The organism is Pseudomonas sp. RL_105y_Pfl2_101 (assembly GCF_963970585.1).
In the GTDB taxonomy this organism is placed as follows: domain Bacteria; phylum Pseudomonadota; class Gammaproteobacteria; order Pseudomonadales; family Pseudomonadaceae; genus Aquipseudomonas.
In genome coordinates this window covers 57,188-77,287 of the sequence record NZ_CAXAPG010000017.1, presented here as the reverse complement: position 1 = coordinate 77,287, position 20,100 = coordinate 57,188, and the positions used below count along the sequence as shown (strand labels likewise).

The following is a 20,100-nucleotide window of genomic DNA, read 5'->3' as shown; positions in this document are numbered from 1 at the left end:
GTGCGATGAGCATTGGAGGACTTCAAATGGAAACCAGCAAAGGCATCTTGGTTACGTTGGCTGAAAAAACCGGCGAAACCTATCGTGCGGTCAAATTCGATTTCGTCACCCGTATGACGGGCTTCGTTGACGACGACCCGAGCAAGGATTTTTCCGACTCGATCGTGGCCTCCTACAGCGTTCGCGTCTCCAGGACGAAGCCCGATGGAGCTTTGGACAAGGTCTCGATCCATGGCGACATCGATGGAGATAACGACGTGGACGAATACGACAAGCAGGCACTGATCGAGCTGGCGACGGCGGCGCTCAAGGTGCCGCCGCCCAAATAGCTTATCCCTGCGAATATCCACCGGATGAAGCCGGACACCCTTGTGGCGAGGGGATCATCGCTGGGGGGCGCTCAGTAGGAGCTGCCGAAGGCTGCGATCTTTTGATCTTTCTCTTGGGACTCAAGCGTCAGGGGAAAGATCGCAGCCTCGTTGCACTCGTCAGCTCCTACGGGATGTAGCTCAGCACAATGACGCGGGTGCTTAGCGCGGCGCGGCGATGTCCAGGGCGCGGTTTGCCAAGAGCTCACTCAGCTCGACCATCTGCTGGATCCCCAGGGCAAAACTCCGCCGTGCGCCTTCCAGATCAAACGCCAGCTCATTGGCCATGGCATTGACCGATGCGAGGGTTTCGCTGAGGTTGGCCAGCAGGCATTCCAGGTCCGCGCCTTCGGCCACGGTGAACAACGGGTCCGGTGGTGGAGTGGTTTTTTCAGGCTTGGGATCGAGGTAGTAGGCGAGGGCGCGGTCGGCGGCTTCGTCGAGTTTCTTGGAATCGTCTTCGGGGGGATTGGGGGTGATCTTGAACATGGCGTAACTCCTAGTATTCATTTTCAGGAGCCGACACCCTCGCTACCAAACGATTGGGTGGCGGCCGTACGCGGGTTGGTAGACCGGAGCACTAGGAACCCGGCGCGCCCGAAGACGCCCTGCGCACGGCCACCATGACACAGACGCGAGAGAGCATCTGTAGAAGGTGGCGCTTGCGCCTAGTTGACTCGCGGGCTACCAAACCCGATCGCTGAAATCAGCGACCCGGAAACAGTAAAAGCCACGAGCCAAGCGCACAAGCCGGCGGATTCTGGCGTAGTTGTAGGCGATGACGCAAGGCAGCGTAGCCTTGCTCGGGCGTCCTACATGGCCGGATAAACAGAGCCAAAGCCGAACACCATTACTGATCGTTCCCACGCTCCGCGTGGGAATGCAGCCGGGGACGCTCCGCGTCCCAGAGAGCCGAACGCAGAGCGTCCGTAGAGGCATTCCCACGCGGAGCGTGGGAACGATCGAAAGATGAGCCTGGGGCCTACATCACCCGCCAACCCCCACCCAACGCTTTGTACAACGCCACGCTCGCCTGCACCCGCGCCAATCGCAATTGCACGTTCATGTCCTGGGCGGCGTACAGCGTGCGTTGGGTTTCCAGTACGGTGAGTAGGTCCTCGGCGCCGGCCTGGTAGCGGCGTTGGGCGATGTCGAAGGCGGTCTGGGCCTGGTGCAGTTCTTCGCTTTGCCATTGCCGTTGACGGTCCAGGCCGTTGATGCCGTTCAGGGCTTTTTCGACGTCGGCGAAGCCGTTGATGATGGCTGCGCGGTAGAGCTCCAGCAGTTCTTCCTGGCGCGCGGTGGCTCGGTCGCGTTCGGCGCTCAGGCGGCCGTTGTTGAAGATTGGCGCGGCCAAACCGGCGCTGAGGTTGTAGACGTTGTTGCGCAGCAACTGGTTGGCGATATCGGCGCCGGTGGCGAGGCTCAGGCCCAGGGTCATGCTGGGCAGCATGGCGGCGCGAGCGACGGTGATGTCGGCCTGGGCGGCGGCGAGGCGGGCTTCGGCGGCGGCGATGTCCGGGCGGCGGCTCAGCAATTGGCTGGGCACGCCAGCGTCGATGGCCGGCCAGTGCAGGCGGTCGAAACTGTCGTCGTCGAGTGTGACCGACTGCACCGGTTGCCCCAGCAGCGTTGCCAGGGTAATCAAGGCTTCGCGGGCCTGTTGCTGCACCTGGGGCAGCCGGCGTTGCTGGGCTGCCACCAGGCTTTTTTGCTGGGACAGTTCCAGGGCTGTGGCACTGCCGGCGTCGTAGCGGGTCTGCACCAGGTCGAGCACGCGTTGGGCATTGCCCAGGTTCTGTTCGGCGATGCGCTGTTGTTCGCGCAGGGACAAGGCCTGGGTGTAGCTGTTGGCGACGCCGCTGAACAGGGTCAACTCCACCGTCGCGCGGTCGAACTGGCTGGCCGACAACGTCTTCAGCGCACTGTCCCGGGCCGCCCGTTTGCCGCCCCAGAAATCCAGCTCATAAGTGGCGCTGAGGTTGGCGTCGTAGTAATCGATGGTGCGGCTGTTCCGATCCACATCCAGCTGGCTGTAGCTCTTGCCCCGTAGCAACTCCTGGCGATTGCCGTTGAGCCCGGCCGTGACCGCGGGCAGCAACGGTGCCCCGGCGATCACCGCGCTGGCCTCGGCCTGGCGCACCCGGGCCATGGCGGCGGCCAGGTCGTGGCTGTCCAGGCGCGCCTGCTCGATCAAACGGTTCAATTGCGGGCTGCCAAAGTGTGTCCACCACTGCTGGTTGTCCGCTCGGGCGCTGGGCGTATCGAGGTTCTGCCAGGCCGGTGGTGGTTGGAGGCCGCTGTCCGGGGCCGACGCAGGGGTGGCGCAGGCTGCCAGCAACAGGCTGGCGGCCAGGAGGGTCAGGTGGACTTTCATAGCGTGGGGTTCATTCTCTGGTAAGGGCCGCGACCGGGTCGAGGCGGGCGGCCTTGCGGGCGGGCATGAAACCGAAGACAACGCCGGTGACCAGCGCGCAACCGAAGGCGCCGAACACCGCCAACCATTCGAAGGCCACGGCGATCTTGCCCAGCAGCAACGCGCCGCCCACCAGCAGGGCCAGACCGATACCGGTGACCCCTCCGACCACCGAGAGCATCACTGCTTCGGTGAGGAATTGGCGCAGGATGTCGCGCTGGCGGGCACCGGTGGCCATGCGGATGCCGATCTCGCGGGTGCGTTCGCGCACGGTCATGAGCATGATGTTCATCACGCCGATGCCGCCCACCAGCAGCGAAATCGCCGCGATGGCGCCGAGCATCAGTGACAGCGTGCCCTGGGTGCGCGCCTCGGCCTGGATCATCGCGGCGTTGTTGGTCAGCTCGAAATCCTGCTTGCCGTCGTGCAGGCGCAACAGCGTCCGGGAGATCGCCTGTTCGGCCTCCTGGACCTTGCCTGCATCGCGCGCGGCGATCACCACGTACTCGGGATGGCGGGTGCCGAACAGCCGCACGCTGGCGGCGGAGTAGGGGATGGCGATGCGATTGTCGGCGTCCGAATCCCCGGAGCTGGCGCCTTTTTCCGCCAGTACGCCGACCACCTGGAATGGCATGTTCTCGATCAGGATGTAGCGGCCGATGGGATCGGCGACGTCCTTGAGCAGCTTCTGCCGGACCTTGTGGCCGATCACCGCCACCGCCGCGGCGCCGCGTTCGTCGGCATCGGTAAAGTAGCTGCCCTCGGCCACCGGCCAATTGAAGATGATCGGAAAGTTCGTGTCGTTGCCACCGACGTAGCTGGTGTGGTCGAGGTTGCCGAAACGTACGCTGGCTTCGGCGCCGTTGACCGGCATGATCCGTTGCACCTCGGGCAGGTCGGCGAGGGCAGCCAGGTCGTATTCGCTGATGATGCCCTTGGCGGCGCGCGGCGCGGGCGCGCTGCCGTTGAGGTAGATGATGTTCGAGCCGAACGCACCCATCTGGGCCATGACCTGGCGCTTGCTGCCTTCGCCCACGGCCAGCATGACCACCACCGAGGCCACGCCGATGACGATGCCCAGTAGCGTCAGGGCGGTGCGGAAACGGTTGATCCACATCACCCGCCACGCCGCCTGTACCGCGTCAACCAGCTCGCCTTTCCAGGCACCGTTGTGTTCGCTGCCGGCACTCAGGCGCTGGCGCAGGTCCACGGCTTGCAAGGCCTTTGGATTGGCTTGCACCTCGTGGGGCAAAGCGGTGGCGCTGTCGCTGATGATCAGTCCATCGCGGATCTCGATGATGCGCTTGGCCCGGGCCGCCACTTCGCGGTCGTGGGTGATCAGGATCACCACATGGCCCTGGCTCGCCAGTTCGTCGAGCAAGGCCATGACCTCGATGCCGCTCTGGCTGTCGAGGGCACCGGTGGGTTCGTCGGCGAGGATGATGTACCCGCCGTTCATCAAGGCCCGGGCAATCGACACCCGTTGCTGCTGGCCGCCGGACAATTGATGGGGGCGGTTGCCGGTGCGGCTGGCCAGGCCCAGGCGCTCGAGCAGGGCGCTGGCCCGGGCGTGGCGCTCGGCGGCGGAGGTGCCGGCGTAGATGGCTGGCATCTCGACGTTTTCCTGGGCGGTGCCGGAAGGAATCAGGTGATAGCCCTGGAACACGAAACCGAACGCTTCGCGCCGCAACCAGGCCAATTCATCGCTGCCCAGATTGGCGACGTCTTCGCCGGCGAAACGGTACTCGCCGCGGGTGGGGCGGTCGAGGCAGCCGAGGATGTTCATCAAGGTGGATTTACCGGAGCCGGACGCCCCGACAATCGCCAGGAATTCCCCGGCGTGAATGGCCAAGTCAATGCCGCGCAGCACCTCCACTCGCGGGCTGTCGCCACCGCCGTAGGCTTTGCGAATGTCCCGCAGTTCGATCAGGGGCGTGTTCATTCAGCCTCCGCTGCCGCTGGCCGGGCCGATCAGCACGCGGTCGCCTTCGCTCAGGCCGTCGAGGATCTGTGTGCGCAGCCGATCGCTGACGCCGGTGCGAACGGTGCGCGACTGGACCTCGCCATTGTCGGCCAGCACCTGAACTTGGCCGACGTCCTGCAAAGCGGCGATGGGTACGGTCAACACATCCTTGGCTTGGGCAGCGACGAAAAACACTTGGGCGGTCATGTCGGTCATCAGCGCGCGGTCGGCGTTGTCCACATCCAGCAACACGGTGTAGAGCACCACCCGCTCGCTGCCGCTGCGACCGCCCGTGGGGCTGCCGCCCTGGCTGGCTTCCAGTGGGCGCGGCGGCACCGGGAGGATCTGGCGAACGCTGCTGCTCCAGCGCCGGCTGCCGCCGGCCAGGGTGGTGAAGTAGGCGCTCATGCCTGGTTTGACGTGGCCGATATCGGCTTCCGAGACTTCGGCCCAGACAGTCATCGGCGACAGCCGGGCGATGCGCAGGATCAGCGGGGTTTGCTGCTGAGCGTTGAGGGTCTGGCCTTCCCGGGCACCGACGGCGACCACGGTGCCGCTCATCGGCGCATAGATGCGCGTATAGCCCAATTCAGCCTCGTCACTGCGCAGGCTGGCCTGGGCCTGGCGGATCTGGGCCTGGAACATGTCGATGCGCGCCTGGGTCGCCCGCACTTCGGCCTGGGCAGTCTGCACGTCTTCCTCGCGGGTAGCGCCGCCGGCCTTGAGTTGCTGCTGGCGACGGGATTTCTGCTGCGCCAGGTCGTGCTGGGCGCGCTGTTCCTGGAGCTGGGCCTTGAGGTTCTCGATGGAAAAGCGTCCGGCGTCGAGCTTGGCTTTTTGCGTGGACGGGTCGATTTCCAACAGCAACTGGCCTTCACGCACCTCGTCGCCGGCCTCCACATGAATCTTCTGGATCTGCCCGGACGCCTGGGCGCCGACGTCGACATAACGCCGCGGTTGCAGGGTGCCCAGGGCGGTGACGCTGTTTTCGATATCGCCCCGGGTGACGGGCGCGGTGACCAGGGGCGCACGGCTTGGCGCCACCGCTTGCCACGCGGCGAAGGCCACGGCCGGAAGCAGGGCGAAGGTGAGAAGCCAGGCGCGTCGGGTAGGGCGGGGACGTTTCATGCAGGGTTCCGGCCGGTGATATCGGACCCGTCCGAGGAAGGGCAGGGATGGGAGGCTGTTCTGGTAAACGAGCGCTCGGGGCGGGAATTTAGAGGTGCGGAACACTTGGCAGGCTTTCGCCACAACAGCAGTGCCAGGCGCCACTGGCAATGAACGAATCAGCCTTGATACAAACCAAAGCTTTAAATCTATATGAGAATTACTATAAATTACGCGATTGAATCTGCCACTATCGTGCCATTGCCTGTCCCAGGCATGCCGAGTGGGCACAGGGATAGCTGTCGCAGTCATTGCGCACGGGAGTCATGTTGGAGAACTACTATCGCGAGCTGGTGTGTTTCCTGAACGCCAGGCTAGGCAACCGCCAGGCGGCCGAGGATGTGGTGCATGACGCCTATGTGCGGGTGCTGGAGCGCGCCAGCGACACCCCCATTGAACAGCCCCGGGCGTTCCTCTATCGCACGGCATTGAACCTGGTGATCGACGGGCATCGGCGCAATACCGTGCGTCAGGTCGAATCCCTGGAGGTGCTGGACAGCGAAGAGCGCTTCTTCACCCCGTCGCCCCAGACCAGTCTCGACCACGGCCAGCGTCTGGACATGCTCCAGCGTGCCCTGGCCGAGCTGCCGCCGCTGTGCCGCGAGAGTTTCCTGCTGCGCAAGCTCGAAGGCCTGTCTCACCCGCAAATCGCCGAGCGCCTGGGCATTTCCCGGGCACTGGTGGAAAAACACATCGTCAACGCGATGAAGCATTGCCGCGTTCGCGTGCGGCAGTGGGACGCGCATTAATCTGCTCACGCCGGTCGTATCGCGGTAAATTTTTTTTCATTGTCCTCGTTCCTCTCAACACACGACTTGTTGGCCCCTAAACGCTGGGCAGGTCACCCCAGGCTTTTCGCGCCCTGTTGAGGGCTTTTCCAGAGGACACTGGACATGACACAGGCAATTGCATCGCCCATCATTCACGACTTGATCGGCATTGGTTTCGGCCCTTCGAACCTGGCGCTGGCCATCGCGCTGCAGGAGCGGGGGCCGGTCCAGGGTGAACTGGACGTGCTGTTCCTCGACAAACAGGCCGACTACCGCTGGCACGGCAACACCCTGGTGACCCAGAGCGAGTTGCAGATTTCCTTCCTCAAGGACCTGGTGACCCTGCGCAACCCCACCAGCCCGTATTCGTTCGTCAATTACCTCAAGCACCATGGCCGCCTGGTGGATTTCATCAACCTCGGCACCTTCTACCCGTGTCGCATGGAGTTCAATGACTACCTGCGCTGGGTGGCTGGGCATTTCACCGAACAGAGTCGTTATGGCGAAGAAGTGCTGCGCATCGAACCGCTGCTGCACAATCAACAGGTCGAAGCGTTGCGGGTGATTTCCCGCGATGCCCAGGGCGAGGAGTTGATCCGAACCACCCGTTCGCTGGTGGTCAGTGCCGGCGGTACCGCGCGCATCCCCGAGGCGTTCGAGGCGTTCAAGGATGATGCGCGGGTGTTCCACCATTCCCAGTACCTGGCGCGCATGGCGAGCCAGCCCTGTGTGAGCGGTCAGCCGATGAACATCGCCATCATCGGTGGCGGGCAGAGCGCGGCGGAGGCCTTCATCGACCTCAACGACAGCTTCCCTTCGGTGCAGGTCGACATGATCCTGCGCGGCTCGGCGCTCAAACCGGCGGACGACAGCCCATTCGTCAACGAAGTGTTCTCGCCGGAGTTCACCGACTTGGTGTTCCAGCAACCCCACAGCGAGCGCGAGCGCCTGGTCAACGAATATCACAACACCAACTATTCGGTGGTGGACATCGACCTGATCGAACGCATCTACGGGATTTTCTATCGCCAGAAAGTCTCTGGCGTCGCCCGTCATGCGTTCCGAACCCTCACGACGGTCGAAAAGGCCACGGCCAGCGACGCCGGCGTGGAGTTGGCCGTGCGCAACAACGCCACGGGAGAGCTGACCGTGCGCCGCTATGACGCCGTGGTGCTGGCCACCGGTTATGAGCGGCAGATGCACCGCGCTCTGCTGGAACCACTGGCGCAATACCTGGGGGATTTCGAGGTGGATCGCAACTACAAGCTGATCACCGACGAGCGCTGCAAGGCGGCGATCTACATGCAGGGCTTCTGCCAGGCCAGCCATGGTCTGAGCGACACCTTGCTGTCGATCCTGCCGGTGCGCGCCGATGAAATCGCCGGCTCGCTCTATGAGCATGGGAGCCATCGTGGGCAGGCGCGTCCGGTGCGCGATCTGCTGTTGGCCGCCGTGTAGGAGCTGTCGAGCGAAGCGAGGCTGCGATCTTTCCCAAACACTTGGGGCCCAAGTGAAAGATCAAAAGATCGCAGGCTTCGCCAACGCCTACAAAACAACGAGAAACCGTCAGGAAATTCTTCAGAAATTTCCTACACTCACCTCACAGCCTCCTGCTGTTTGAAAGGCTCGGTTCGCTGTTCCCTCGTATTGGCAGTCTGAACCCTCAGCCGGTCCACCCTGACTGTAACGTGCAGTCGCGGTGCGCCGGGCCGACTACGCCAAACGAAACAAACTGACCAGATGATGCTGTTCTTACGCACAGGCCTGGTGACGCTGTTGCTGGGCTCATTGAGTGTGGTGCCACCGGTGGACGCGGCACCCGAGGCGCTGCAGGTGCTCGGGCGCTCCAATGTGAGCGATTATTCGGTGTCCCTGGACGCTGCCGACTGGCGCTGGCTGCGCCAAAAGGGCACGTTGCAGCTGGGCGCCTCGGCGCCGGACTACGCGCCTTTCAGCATCACCGGCAATGCTCGCGACTATGAAGGCCTGACCGCCGACTATGCGCAATTGCTCGGGCAACTCCTGCACGTCAAGGTGCAGGTCCAGCGTTATCCGTCCCGTGCCGAATCACTCCAGGCCCTGCGCGGCGGTGAAGTCGATATGCTCGGCACCGCCAACGGCTTCGAAGCCGCCGATCGAGACCTGGCGATGTCCCAGGCTTATGCCGACGACCTGCCGACTCTCGTGGCCCGGGTCAACGACAGCCAGGACTTGCCCACCGACCTGGCGGGCAAGCGGGTGGCGATGCTGTATCACTACTTGCCGCCGGAGACGGTCGAGGCGTTTTATCCCGATGCCTCGTTGCAGTTGTTCCCCTCGACCTTGAGTGCCATCGGCGCCGTGGCGTTTGGTCAGGCCGATGTTTATCTAGGGGATTCAATCAGTTCCAACTACCTGATCAGCAAGAATTACCTAAACAATATTCAACTGGCCGATTTCTCGCGCATGGAAGTGCAGCCGTTCGCATTCGCGGTCAGTCGCGACAACACGCGCCTGTTGCGCATCGTCAATGCCGCACTGCAAGCCATTCCCGCCAGCGAACAAATGAGCATTCTGAGGCGCTGGAGTGCCGGCGGCGCGAGCATGCCGGGACAGCAGGCGCTGCATTTCAGCGTCAAGGAGCAGCGCTGGCTGGACGCTCATCCGCGGATCAAGGTGGCGGTCAACGAAAACTTCCTGCCGCTGACGTTCTTTGATGAACAAGGCCATTTGCGCGGGATCGGCGCCGATGTGCTGGCGAGGATCAGCTTACGTACCGGTTTGAAATTCGATGTGCAGCGTGGCGGCTCGGTTGACGATTTGATCGGGCAGATCAAGAGCGACAAGGCTGATGTCTTGGCGACCGCCATACCCAGCACCGAACTCGAAGATGAGTTGCGCTTTACCCGACCGTACCTGACGAATCCGTTTGTGCTGGTGGTGCCCGCTCGAGCCAAGGGCCCGCTAACCCTGGACCAGATGGCCGGCAAGCGCCTGGCGTTGGTGCGCGGTAACGTGTTGCGCGAGTTCCTGCTGGAGCAGTTCCCTCGCGTGCAGTTGGTGACGGCACAAAACAACGCCGACGCCATGACCATGGTCGCCGCCGGCACGGCGGACGCTGCGATCAATCCGCTGATCAGCGCCCGCTACATGATCTCACGCCAGTACCGCGACACGCTGCAGGTCACCAGTACCGTTGGCATCTTGCCCGCGCGCGTTGCGTTGGCGACGAACCGGGGCGCATTGGAGCTTTACTCGATTCTCGACAAGGCGCTGCTGAGCATTTCTCCCGAAGAGATGGATGAGTTGACCAACCGTTGGCGCAGTGAGGTGGTGATCGACGACAGTTATTGGTTGCGCAGCCGCACCACGATTCTCCAGGGGTTCACCGTCGCTGCGTTGCTGTTGCTGGTGACCTTGGGCTGGGTCATTTACTTGCGGCGCCTGCTGGAGCAATTGCGCATTGCCAAGGAAAGCGCCGACGACGCCAACCGCGCCAAGACCACCTTCGTGGCGACCATGAGCCATGAGATCCGCACACCGATGAATGCGGTGATTGGGCTGCTGGAGCTGGCCCTGAAAAAAGCCGACCAAGGCATTGTGGACCGGTTCGCCATCGAGGTCGCGTCGGGGGCCGCCCATGGCATGCTGGATTTGATCGGCGACATCCTCGACATCGCTCGCATCGAGTCGGGCAAGTTGTCGCTGACGCCGCAACGGGCCAATCTGTACGAATTGACCGAGTCGGTGGCGCGGATTTTCGAGGGCCTGGCCGGGCAGAAACACCTGCGCCTGCAACGGGTGCTGGACGCCGGGGTCAGCCGTGACGTGTTGATCGACCCGTTGCGCTTCAAGCAGATCGTCTCGAACCTGTTGAGCAACGCCATCAAGTTCACCGACCAGGGCGAGGTGCGCCTGAGTGTGCGCGGCGAGCCTGACGTTGAACACGGGCGCCTGGGCGTTTGCCTGCGCGTCGAGGACACCGGCTGCGGGATTCCGCCTGAAGACCAGCGCCGCCTGTTCAGCCCCTTTACCCAGGCCGCTCACGCGACCCAGTCGGCCCGCAGCGGTTCCGGGCTGGGGTTGGTCATCAGCCGTACGTTGTGCGAAATGATGGGCGGTACCCTGACATTGCGCAGCGTAGCGGGGGTGGGCACGCAGGTCGAGATTCTGCTGGACCTGCCCCTGCTCGATGCCTTGCCGGCCGCGCCGCCTGTCGAGGCCGAGGCGCTGGTGCCGGGCCGGGCGCTGAGTATCCTGGTGGTCGATGACTACCCGGCCAACCGCTTGCTGCTGTCCCAGCAACTGGGCTACCTGGGCCATCGTGTCCAGGAGGCGCAGAACGGTGTCGAAGGTCTGAATGCCTGGCGCAGTGAACACTTCGATGTGGTCATCACCGATTGCAACATGCCCTTGATGAGCGGCTACGAACTCGCGCGGGCCATTCGCGACGAAGAGCGTGCGCAAAACCTGTCGCCCGGGGTGATCCTGGGGTTCACGGCCAACGCCCAGCCTGAGGAAAAGGACCGCTGCGCCGAGGCAGGGATGGACGATTGCTTGTTCAAACCCATCAGCCTTCGGGAACTCAACGCATGCCTGGCTTCGGTCATGCCGGACGTGGGGACGCCTCAGCCCGGCGATGGCATCGACTTGACCAGCCTGGAGCAATTGACCGGCGGTGACACGACCGCCATCAGGGCGCTGCTGGAGGAACTGGTCAGCAGCAATGCCGACGATCAAGCACGACTGTTGCACCTGTCCAGCCGACAAGACTTGTCGGGCCTGGCGGACCTGGCGCACCGGATCAAGGGTGGGGCGCGGATCATCCAGGCGCAAGGCCTGATCGCCGCCTGTGAGGCGCTGGAAAGTGCTTGTCGGGGCGGCGACACGTTGCGGCTTGCCCACGCTGTGGAAGATATTCGCCAAGCCATCGAGCACCTGGCGGAACAACTGAAGACCTATGTGGGAGGAAATCTGTCCCCAGGGCCGTAGGAGCTGACGAGTGCAACGAGGCTGCGATCTTTCCCCTGACAGTTGAGTCTCAAGCGAAAGATCAAAAGATCAAAAGATCAAAAGATCGCAGGCTTCGCCAGCTCCTACAAAAGCGTCGGGTGCAGGATTAGTTTCCTCGCCGCAGAGGCTTGGTCCGTCATTATTTTAGGAATAGTCCTACATCGCCTTTCAAGGTCTTCCTCTAGCCTGACGGCCCTTAATGTTCTTGAGCCGGTTTCTACCTGGCGCGTTGCTATTGGAAAGCTTGCCATGCCGAACAAAGCACTCCGTATTCTGATTGCCGATCCACACCATGCTCATCGAGTCGTGCTGGAGCGGCTGTTCAATCAACACGGCTATTTCCGGATTGTCCCCGTGAGCCATGTGCAAGAGTTGCTGACGCTGGTGGAGTACGGCAGCGAGCCCTTCGACCTGATTGTCGTCAATGCCGGGCTGGCAAGCGGGGCGTTGGACTTGCACGATTTTGTTATCTATAACCCACAGGTTCGTCACGGGATGATCTACAACGCGCAACCGGCCAGTCTGTCGCGGGTGCCAGTCGCGCGCCGATCGAGCATGCACCTGAGCCAGGCGCCACTGCCTGACCTTGCCTCCCTGCGGCGCCTGATGGAGCAGGTCGACCCTCAAGCCAGTGAGTCGCTGCAACCGTGGACGTGCGCCCTCAGGCAGGGCCATGGACGCTGAGAAAGACCGTTGGTCTGCACTGTCGGATCTGACAGGTGGCAGAGCCCGGTGCTTGTGCGAGAGTCCGGTGCAGTCATGGTGCCGGTGCCGTTTGTAATGACCTGGGGAATTACCTTGAAAGACGTGTTAATCGTGGATGACCACCCTGTCATAAGAGGGGCGCTGCGGCTTATTTGCCAGAATGAGGCGTTCACCCACATCCGGGACGCCAGCGGCGCGGGTGATGCCAGGACTTTTATCAAGGAGTGCGTGCCAGACCTGGTGATCCTGGACCTGGTAATGAACGGTTTCGATGGCCTGGACCTGTTGGTCTGGATCATGGCCCAGTTCCCTGAGTGCAACGTGCTGGTGTTCACTTCCCAGGATGCGCAGCACTTCTGCAACCGCTGCATCTCGGCCGGGGCCCGGGGCTTTGTGACCAAAAAAAGCGACCTCAAGGAACTGACCAAGGCGATCCAGGCCTTGAAGTCCGGTTATGCCTACTTCCCACAGATGTCCGTCAGGCTGGATTTTCAGCGACGCAGCGAACAACAGGCCCTGGAAAGTCTTTCCACCCGCGAGTTATCCATCCTGCGCATGCTGGCCATGGGCATGCGCGGCAAAGACATTGCCGAAAGCCTGTTCCTGAGTCCAAAGACCGTCAGCACCTACAAGTCTCGGCTGCTGGAAAAGCTTGGCCTGCAATCCTTGGTGGGGTTGTCGGAGTTTGCCAAGCGCAATCACCTTTGAATGAGTTACACCAAATAATGTGGGAGCGAGCCTGCTCGCGATAGCGGCCTGACAGTCAATCCATCATCGGCAGATGTACCGCTATCGCGAGCAGGCTCGCTCCCACAGTTTTTTGATCGCTGTTCTTCAGATAGAACGCTAAAGCCGATTTTTGCAGTCTAGTGCTGCAAAGGTGTCGGTTCTAAGCTGTCTCCATTAAATCGCAGCACCTGATTTTTTGGAGACACAGCATGAAAAACATCATCGGCCTCTACACCAGCCCACGGCCCCACTGGGTCGGCGATGGCTTCCCGGTTCGCACGCTGTTTTCCTATGACAACCTGGGCAAGCACGTCAGCCCGTTCCTGCTGCTGGACCACGCCGCTCCGACGGAATTCACGCCTACCACCGAGCGTCGCGGCGTCGGCCAGCACCCGCATCGCGGTTTCGAAACCGTGACCATCGTCTACCAGGGCGAACTGGAACACCGTGATTCCACGGGCAGCGGTGGCAAGATCGGCCCTGGCGACGTGCAATGGATGACCGCCGCGTCCGGCATCATCCACGAAGAGTTCCACTGCGAAGCCTTCGCCCGGCAGGGCGGGTTCATGGAGATGGTCCAGCTGTGGGTCAACCTGCCGGCCAAGGACAAGATGGCCCCGGCCGGCTACCAGACGATCCTCAAGGACGACATTCCGAACATCGCCCTGAAGGACAACGCCGGCAGCCTGCGCTTGATTGCCGGGCGCTTCGAAGGGCAGCAAGGCCCCGCCAGGACCTTCACGCCCATCGACGTCTGGGACATCCGCTTGAATGCTGGGAAAACCCTCATCCTTGACCTGCACGAGGGCCACAACACCGCCTTGGTGGTATTGCGAGGCTCGGTCCAGGCCAATGGCCGCGAACGGGTGGAGGCCGGGCAAATGGCCCTGTTCGACCGGGCCGGCGACCAATTGAGCCTGCAAGCCAATCACGATGCGGTAGTGTTGTTGCTCAGTGGCGAGCCGATCGATGAACCCATTGTCGGCCACGGTCCGTTCGTGATGAACAGCGAGCAGGAAATTCACCAGGCCTTCAACGATTTCCATTCCGGGCGTTTTGGCCAGATGGACGATTGACGCGAAACAACGGTCAATCGTCGCCAATCGCCTTCCCGGAGCTGCCCCGATGCTGTCTCTGATGTCAGAGCGGCGGCTCTGTGCCCTGGCAGCTGGCCGAAACCGGCCTGTAGATTGCTTGGAGACTGTTCGCTGCGCGAACCCTGACGGTGCTGATCGGTGCGGCGACGTCCAATGCGATGGCGAGCATTGTCGGCGTAGCCTTGCAGCGAAGGCCGGGTCACTGACATCGACTGGCGCGCCACGCGCTTGCAGACCGCCCAAGGCTGCATGGCCGGATAGATCTCCCATTGGCCACCCGAACTTCCCAACAATTGGCTATTTGTACCGCGCCACTGCACGGCTAACGTAGCGTCACACCCAATTGTTCTGGAGTTCATCATGCAACCGCGTATCGATTTCTACACCGCTTCCCCTGATGCTTTCAAAGCCATGCTGGCCCTGGAAAACGCCGCCTCGAACCTGGGCCTGGAGAAGTCCCTGCTGGAACTGGTCAAGCTGCGCTCCTCGCAAATCAACGGCTGTGCCTTCTGCATCGACATGCACACCGCCGATGCCCGCAAGGACGGCGAGACCGAGCGTCGGCTGTACGCCGTGACCGCCTGGCGTGAAGCGCCGTTTTTCACTGGCCGTGAGCGCGCCGCACTGGCCTGGACCGAAGCCCTGACTCGCCTGAGCGACACCCATGCCCCAGACGCTGACTATGCCCTGTTGAGCGAGCATTTCAGCCCCAAGGAAATGGTCGACCTGACCGTGGCGATCAACGCCATCAATGGCTGGAACCGCTTGGCGGTGGGCTTTCGCAAAATGCCTGAAGCGTAATCAGAAGAAAAAATATCGGTGGAGGTGGGCCTTGCTCCCACAGGCTCTGTGTACACCTCAAACCTTCAACACTTTGCCACTGGCCGCCACTGCCACCAGCGATATCGCAATCAACCCGAAGGCAATGCTCAGGCTGCTGCCATGGGCGACGAAGCCAATCAGCGCCGGGCCGGCAAGGATGCCGGCATAGCCGATGGTGGTGATGGCCGCAACGGCGATGGCCTCTGGCATCAGGGTCTGTTTGCCGACGGCGGTGTACAGCACCGGCACGATGTTCGAACACCCGGCGCCCACCAACGCATAGCCCAGCAGTGTGGCTTGCCACATCGGTGCGAGGGTCGCCAAGAGGAACCCGGCTGCCGCGATCGATCCGCCGTAGATAATCACGCGCTTGGCCCCCAGGCGATGCACCACTGAGTCGCCGGTCAGCCGGCCGACAGTCATGGTCAGCGCGAACGCGGCATAACCCAGCCCGGCATAGGCGGTAGCCACTGCGCGTTCGGTGGTCAGGAACACAGCGCTCCAGTCCAGCACCGCGCCTTCGGCCAGGAACACGATGAAGCAGAGGATGCCGATGAACAGCACCACGCCATGGGGAATGGCAAACGCCGGTCCAGAGCTTTCACTGCCGTAGGGCAACAGGTGCGGCGCCGCCTTGAACAACGCCACCAGCAGCACACCATTGACCACCAGCGTCGCCCCCAGCGGCGAAAGTCCCAGGCCGAGCAGGGCACTCACGCCCGCCGCGCCAATGATCCCGCCGAGGCTGAACATGCCGTGGAAACCCGACATCATGGTCTTGCCACTGGCCCGCTCGACGATCACCGCTTGCAGGTTTACGGTCGAGTCCACGGTGCCGAGCCCGGCGCCAAATAGGAACAATGCGGCCACCAGCCAGGGCAGGGAAGTCATCGTCGCCAGCAACGGCAACGCCAGGCAGATCAGAATCGTGCCGCCGCTAAGTACCCGCCGGCAGCCGAAGCGCGTCGCCAGCGCACCGGAAATCGGCATCGCCAAGATCGACCCGACCCCCAGGCATAACAGCAGCAAGCCGAGGGTGCCTTCATCCAGGTTCGCCCGCACCTTGGCGTAAGGCACCAGCGGCGCCCAGGCGGCGATGCCGATGCCGGCGATGAGATAGGCGATGCGAGTGGACATCTGTTCCAGGCGTCCGGGGATAAAGGTGGGCGGGGGCGTAATGGCAGTCATGAAACGTCCTTGGCTGTCGTGCGGTGCGGTGCGGTGCGGCGGGCAGGGGGCCTATGCTTGCATATCCACTGACTGCACCGCGACCCCAAGGTGCCGGCCAAAGCGTGGGCTTTGCTCCCTCAGCCTTCTCCAGCATAAAGTATCGGCCCTAGCTGGCTGACTTCGGGTCTGGTCTATGACGCAGTTTTATGATGCACGCGGTAATATCTATGGCGTCGTTTCGCCGCAACAGGTGCGTGATTACGGCATTGATTTGCCGCCTTCAGCCGCCCTGGCTGCACAGCGGCGCGAGTCCTGGGCCTCGGCTGTCGTGCATGCCTTCTGCGGTTGGGTGCCGGGCGAAGCACCGCCGGAGGCCAAGGCCCATCGCAGTGACGGCCTGTTGATCGGCCCGTTCCAGAACAAACCACCCTTTGACCTGTTGATCGTCAACACCGACGGCACCCTGGCCGAACGCAGCGGCAATGGCCTGACGATTTTCTCCCGGGCGCTGCAAGAGCAAGGCTTGATGGCGGGTGCGGGTGAGTGTGTGCTGCAGGTTCATCATGACAAACCTGAGGGTATCTCCCCGCTGCAAACCTCGGTTCGCGCCGCTGAATTCGACGATGTTCAAGGCTTCTGGCTGGACCTGGGTAAACCGCTGTTCGGACCCCGGGCCGTTGGCGCCCGGGATGTCGAGAGCGTGATGTTCAACCAGTGCGATGTCAGCCGTGTCGCGGTGCTTGAACGGTTGAACCCGGCGTGGGGCAACAGCCAGTTCGTGAACATTGGCAATCCTCATTGCGTGACGCTGGTGGCCGGTGCCGAAGGGTTGCCGAGCCATTCGCAGATGCATGCTACGGCGCTGTCGCAATGGCTGGTTCGCATCGCCTATGCCGCGCCAGGTGGCGCCGGGCTACCGTGCCCCAGCGGGGTGAATCTGCAATGGGCCAGTCTGGAAGCCGAAGGACGAATCGCCGCCCGGGTGTTTGAGCGCGGCGAAGGACCCACGGCTTCCTCGGGCACCAGCGCCAGTGCTGTGGCCAGTGCGGCGTGGCGGGTGGGCTGGGTGCCGGCGGGGGCGGTGAGTGTGGTGATGCCGGGGGGGACTGCGCCGATTTTGCTGGAAGAGGAGGCGGGTGAGTTGGTGCGGGTCAGGTTGTTTGGTACGGCGCGGTCTGTGCCCTAGCGTCTCTTCGCGAGCAGGCTCGCTCCCACATTCGATCTTCAGTGAGCACAAAATCTGTGTACGACACATATCCACTGTGGGAGCGAGCCTGCTCGCGAAGGCGGCAGTGCATCCAACATCAATGCAACTGACCCACCGCCATCGCGAGCAAGCTCGCTCCAAGGGGTTGGGGAACTCAGTCCGGCTGCTGCGCAAACTCCACCACCGGCATCTGCCGCTTCATCAGCACTTCACCGTTGCGAATCGAATAGAGCGGCAAGCCCTGGCTGCGGATCACTTCGTAGTCACTGTCCGCCGACAGGATCAGCAGGTTCGCCGGGCGGCCGGGTTCCAGGCCGTAGCGCTCGCCCAGGGCCATGGCCTTGGCGCTGTTGTCGGTGACCAGGTCCAGGGCGCTTTGCAGGTTGCGATAGCCGAGCATGTGGCAGATGTGCAGGCCGGCTTCGAGGACCCGCAGGATATTGCCGTTGCCCAACGGGTACCACGGGTCGACGATGGAATCCTGGCCAAAGCACACGTTCATCCCGGCCTCGAGCAGTTCATTGACCCGGGTGACGCCGCGGCGTTTGGGAAAACTATCGAAGCGCCCTTGCAGGTGAATGCTTTCGGTGGGGCAAGAGACAAAGCTGATGCCCGAGTGCCCGAGCAGGCGGAACAGCTTGGCGCAGTAGGCGTTGTCGTAGGAGCCCATGGCCGTGGTGTGGCTGGCGGTGACGCGCGCGCCCATGTCGCGGCTGCGGGCTTCTTCGGCGAGCACTTCGAGGAAGCGTGAGTGCGGATCATCGGTTTCGTCGCAATGCACATCCACCAGGCAGCCGGTGCGCTCGGCCAGGTCCATGAGGAATTTCACCGAGCTGACGCCCTGGTCGCGGGTGTACTCGAAGTGGGGAATACCGCCCACCACATCGGCGCCCATGCGGATGGCTTCTTCCATCAACTCACGGCCATTGCGGTAGGACTCGATGCCTTCCTGGGGAAACGCGACGATTTGCATGTCGATCAGGTGACGGCTTTGCTCGCGAACTTCCAGTAGCGCCTTGAGCGCCGTGAGCTCGGGGTCGGTTACGTCGACGTGGGTGCGCACATGCTGGATACCATGGGCGGCGAGGGCCTGAATGGTTTTCTTGGCGCGAGTCTTGGTGTCTCCCTCGGTGATAGTGGCCTTGCGTTCGCCCCAGCACTCGATGCCTTCGAACAGCGTGCCGCTCATGTTCCAGCGCGGTTCGCCGGCGGTGAGGGTCGCATCCAGGTGAATGTGCGGTTCGACGAAGGGCGGGACCACCAGGTTGCCGCCGGCGTCGAGGTCTTCCGGGCCGAGGCTGTGGGCCTCGGTCTGGCGGGCGATGTTGGCGATCAGGCCGTTTTCCAAGTGCAGTTCATGCAAGCCTTCACGGTTACGCAGACGGGCGTTGATGATGTGCATCGGGCGAATCCTTTAGAGGTCTTGTAGGGGGGGCGTCAGCGGCGCGAGTACCCATTACGCTGATCAATAGCACATACGTTAGCGCGCCGGCAGCGATTCCTACCAGTGGCGCGACCCATGGCGAATTGAATGCCGCGACGGTGCCCACCCCATAGGCCAACAGTCCGGGCCAGTTGAACGCCGGCAGTTGCGCCTCGGCCAGGCGTGGATAACGACCGCGCCAGCGGAAGAAAAAGTCGGCCATGATCACACCGCCGAAGGGCGGGATCACCGTGCCCAGCAGAATCAGGTACGGCACCAGCAGATCGTACATGCCCAGCAGCGCCAGCAGCGTGCCGATCACCGCGCCGCCCAGGGTCACGGTTTTGCGCCGGCGCGTGCGCAGCAGGTTGCAACCGGCCACGGCGAAGTTGTAGATGGTGTTGTCCTGGGTGCTCCAGATGTTGAGCAGCAGCATGGCCATCGCCGCCATGGCGAAGCCCTGCAATAGCAGCACTTCGACCACGTCCGGTTGCTGATAGACGATGGCCCCGTAGGCGCCGATCAGCACCATCAGGCCGTTGCCAATGAAAAATCCGATCAGGCTCGCCAGCACCGCGACCTTCGCCGAGCGGGAAAACCGTGTCCAGTTGGTCGCCTGGGTCGCGCCGCTGACGAAGGTGCCGAACACCAGCGTGATGGCTGTGGACATGTCGAGGCTGCCCGTCGGCACTATCGCCAGTAAACCATCGAGACCGCCAACCTTCACCGTCGCGACCCACATCGACAGCATCAGCAGCAACACCATGGCCGGCACGGCGAGGTACGAGAGGATTTCCAGCCCGCGATAACCGACATAGGCCGTGGCACAAAACCCCAGGCCGAACAGCGCCATCAACCCGAGCACGGTGCCCTCGCTCAATTGGAAATACTTGCCCAGCACCACTGCGGCGGTCGCCGTACCCCAGGCGTACCAGCCGATCTGGGTGAACCCCAGGATTAAGTCACTGAGCTTGCTGCCCACCTCGCCGAAACAGAAGCGGCCCATCAGCACCGAATTGAGCCCGCTCTTGAAGGCGATGTAGCCCAGGCCGGCGGCGTAGAGGCCCAGCAGCAGATTGCCGATGACGATGATCGTGAGCATTTCGGCAAAACCGAACGCCACCCCCAGCTTGCCACCGGCAAACATGGTGGCGGTGAAAAAGGTGAAACCCAGCAGCACCATGACCGTGGAGGCCAGGCCCTTGCGAGCGTGCATCGGGACTTCGCTCAAGGGATAGTCATTGCCCGGATCGTTCTGAGTCATGTGGCGG

At 62.7% G+C, this 20,100-nt stretch carries 16 protein-coding genes and 1 pseudogene; 10 read left to right on the top strand and 7 right to left on the bottom strand.

What is annotated here, in order from left to right; genetic code table 11:
- Positions 1-26: 26 nt before the first annotated feature.
- Positions 27-329, top strand: coding sequence for a hypothetical protein (locus AACY31_RS18400; protein ID WP_339493008.1), 303 nt, complete (start codon positions 27-29; stop codon positions 327-329).
- A gap of 201 nt (positions 330-530) precedes the next feature.
- On the opposite strand, the gene AACY31_RS18395 is transcribed toward AACY31_RS18400, so the two are convergent.
- From AACY31_RS18395 to AACY31_RS18380, 4 genes are all read right to left on the bottom strand, one after another.
- A complete protein-coding gene (locus AACY31_RS18395) occupies positions 531-857 on the bottom strand; it encodes a DUF6124 family protein (protein ID WP_339504932.1) in 327 nt (108 codons plus the stop codon).
- Positions 858-1,350: 493 nt separating this feature from the next.
- A complete protein-coding gene (locus AACY31_RS18390; RefSeq protein ID WP_339482550.1) occupies positions 1,351-2,745 on the bottom strand; it encodes an efflux transporter outer membrane subunit in 1,395 nt (464 codons plus the stop codon).
- Positions 2,746-2,755: 10 nt separating this feature from the next.
- Positions 2,756-4,726: a MacB family efflux pump subunit gene (locus AACY31_RS18385; RefSeq protein ID WP_339504930.1), complete on the bottom strand. Its 1,971-nt coding sequence runs from the start codon at positions 4,724-4,726 to the stop codon at positions 2,756-2,758.
- Positions 4,727-5,875, bottom strand: coding sequence for an efflux RND transporter periplasmic adaptor subunit (locus tag AACY31_RS18380; RefSeq protein WP_339504928.1), 1,149 nt, complete (start codon positions 5,873-5,875; stop codon positions 4,727-4,729).
- Between the two features lie 305 nt (positions 5,876-6,180).
- On the opposite strand from AACY31_RS18380, the gene AACY31_RS18375 reads away from it, so the two are divergent.
- From AACY31_RS18375 to AACY31_RS18340, 8 genes and pseudogenes are all read left to right on the top strand, one after another.
- A complete protein-coding gene (locus tag AACY31_RS18375; RefSeq protein ID WP_339482545.1) occupies positions 6,181-6,663 on the top strand; it encodes a sigma-70 family RNA polymerase sigma factor in 483 nt (160 codons plus the stop codon).
- Positions 6,664-6,807: 144 nt separating this feature from the next.
- Positions 6,808-8,142, top strand: a complete 1,335-nt coding sequence (locus AACY31_RS18370) for a lysine N(6)-hydroxylase/L-ornithine N(5)-oxygenase family protein (protein ID WP_339482544.1) — start codon at positions 6,808-6,810, stop codon at positions 8,140-8,142.
- Positions 8,143-8,424: 282 nt separating this feature from the next.
- Complete coding sequence (locus tag AACY31_RS18365) at positions 8,425-11,655, top strand: transporter substrate-binding domain-containing protein (RefSeq protein ID WP_339504926.1); 3,231 nt, start codon at positions 8,425-8,427, stop codon at positions 11,653-11,655.
- 270 nt (positions 11,656-11,925) lie between these two features.
- Positions 11,926-12,360, top strand: coding sequence for a response regulator (locus tag AACY31_RS18360; protein WP_339482541.1), 435 nt, complete (start codon positions 11,926-11,928; stop codon positions 12,358-12,360).
- 114 nt (positions 12,361-12,474) lie between these two features.
- A complete protein-coding gene (locus AACY31_RS18355; RefSeq protein WP_445261562.1) occupies positions 12,475-13,089 on the top strand; it encodes a response regulator in 615 nt (204 codons plus the stop codon).
- Between the two features lie 230 nt (positions 13,090-13,319).
- Complete coding sequence (locus AACY31_RS18350; protein WP_339482540.1) at positions 13,320-14,186, top strand: pirin family protein; 867 nt, start codon at positions 13,320-13,322, stop codon at positions 14,184-14,186.
- A gap of 80 nt (positions 14,187-14,266) precedes the next feature.
- Positions 14,267-14,462 (top strand): annotated as a pseudogene (locus tag AACY31_RS18345) (mechanosensitive ion channel protein MscS); the annotation flags it as partial.
- 105 nt (positions 14,463-14,567) lie between these two features.
- Positions 14,568-15,008: a carboxymuconolactone decarboxylase family protein gene (locus tag AACY31_RS18340; protein WP_053123536.1), complete on the top strand. Its 441-nt coding sequence runs from the start codon at positions 14,568-14,570 to the stop codon at positions 15,006-15,008.
- A gap of 57 nt (positions 15,009-15,065) precedes the next feature.
- Here AACY31_RS18340 and AACY31_RS18335 read toward each other — a convergent pair whose 3' ends face one another.
- Entirely contained in the window at positions 15,066-16,217 is a 1,152-nt protein-coding gene (locus AACY31_RS18335; RefSeq protein ID WP_339482537.1) for an MFS transporter, read from the bottom strand.
- A gap of 175 nt (positions 16,218-16,392) precedes the next feature.
- On the opposite strand from AACY31_RS18335, the gene AACY31_RS18330 reads away from it, so the two are divergent.
- A complete protein-coding gene (locus AACY31_RS18330; protein WP_339482534.1) occupies positions 16,393-17,385 on the top strand; it encodes a diaminopimelate epimerase in 993 nt (330 codons plus the stop codon).
- A 175-nt stretch (positions 17,386-17,560) separates the two neighbouring features.
- Here AACY31_RS18330 and codA read toward each other — a convergent pair whose 3' ends face one another.
- The gene (codA, locus tag AACY31_RS18325; RefSeq protein WP_339482532.1) at positions 17,561-18,808 is read right to left on the bottom strand and encodes a cytosine deaminase; all 1,248 of its coding nucleotides are present in this window, start codon (positions 18,806-18,808) and stop codon (positions 17,561-17,563) included.
- Positions 18,780-20,093, bottom strand: coding sequence for a cytosine permease (codB, locus tag AACY31_RS18320; RefSeq protein ID WP_339493026.1), 1,314 nt, complete (start codon positions 20,091-20,093; stop codon positions 18,780-18,782). The genes codA and codB overlap by 29 nt, the downstream gene beginning before the upstream one ends.
- Positions 20,094-20,100 lie beyond the last annotated feature (7 nt).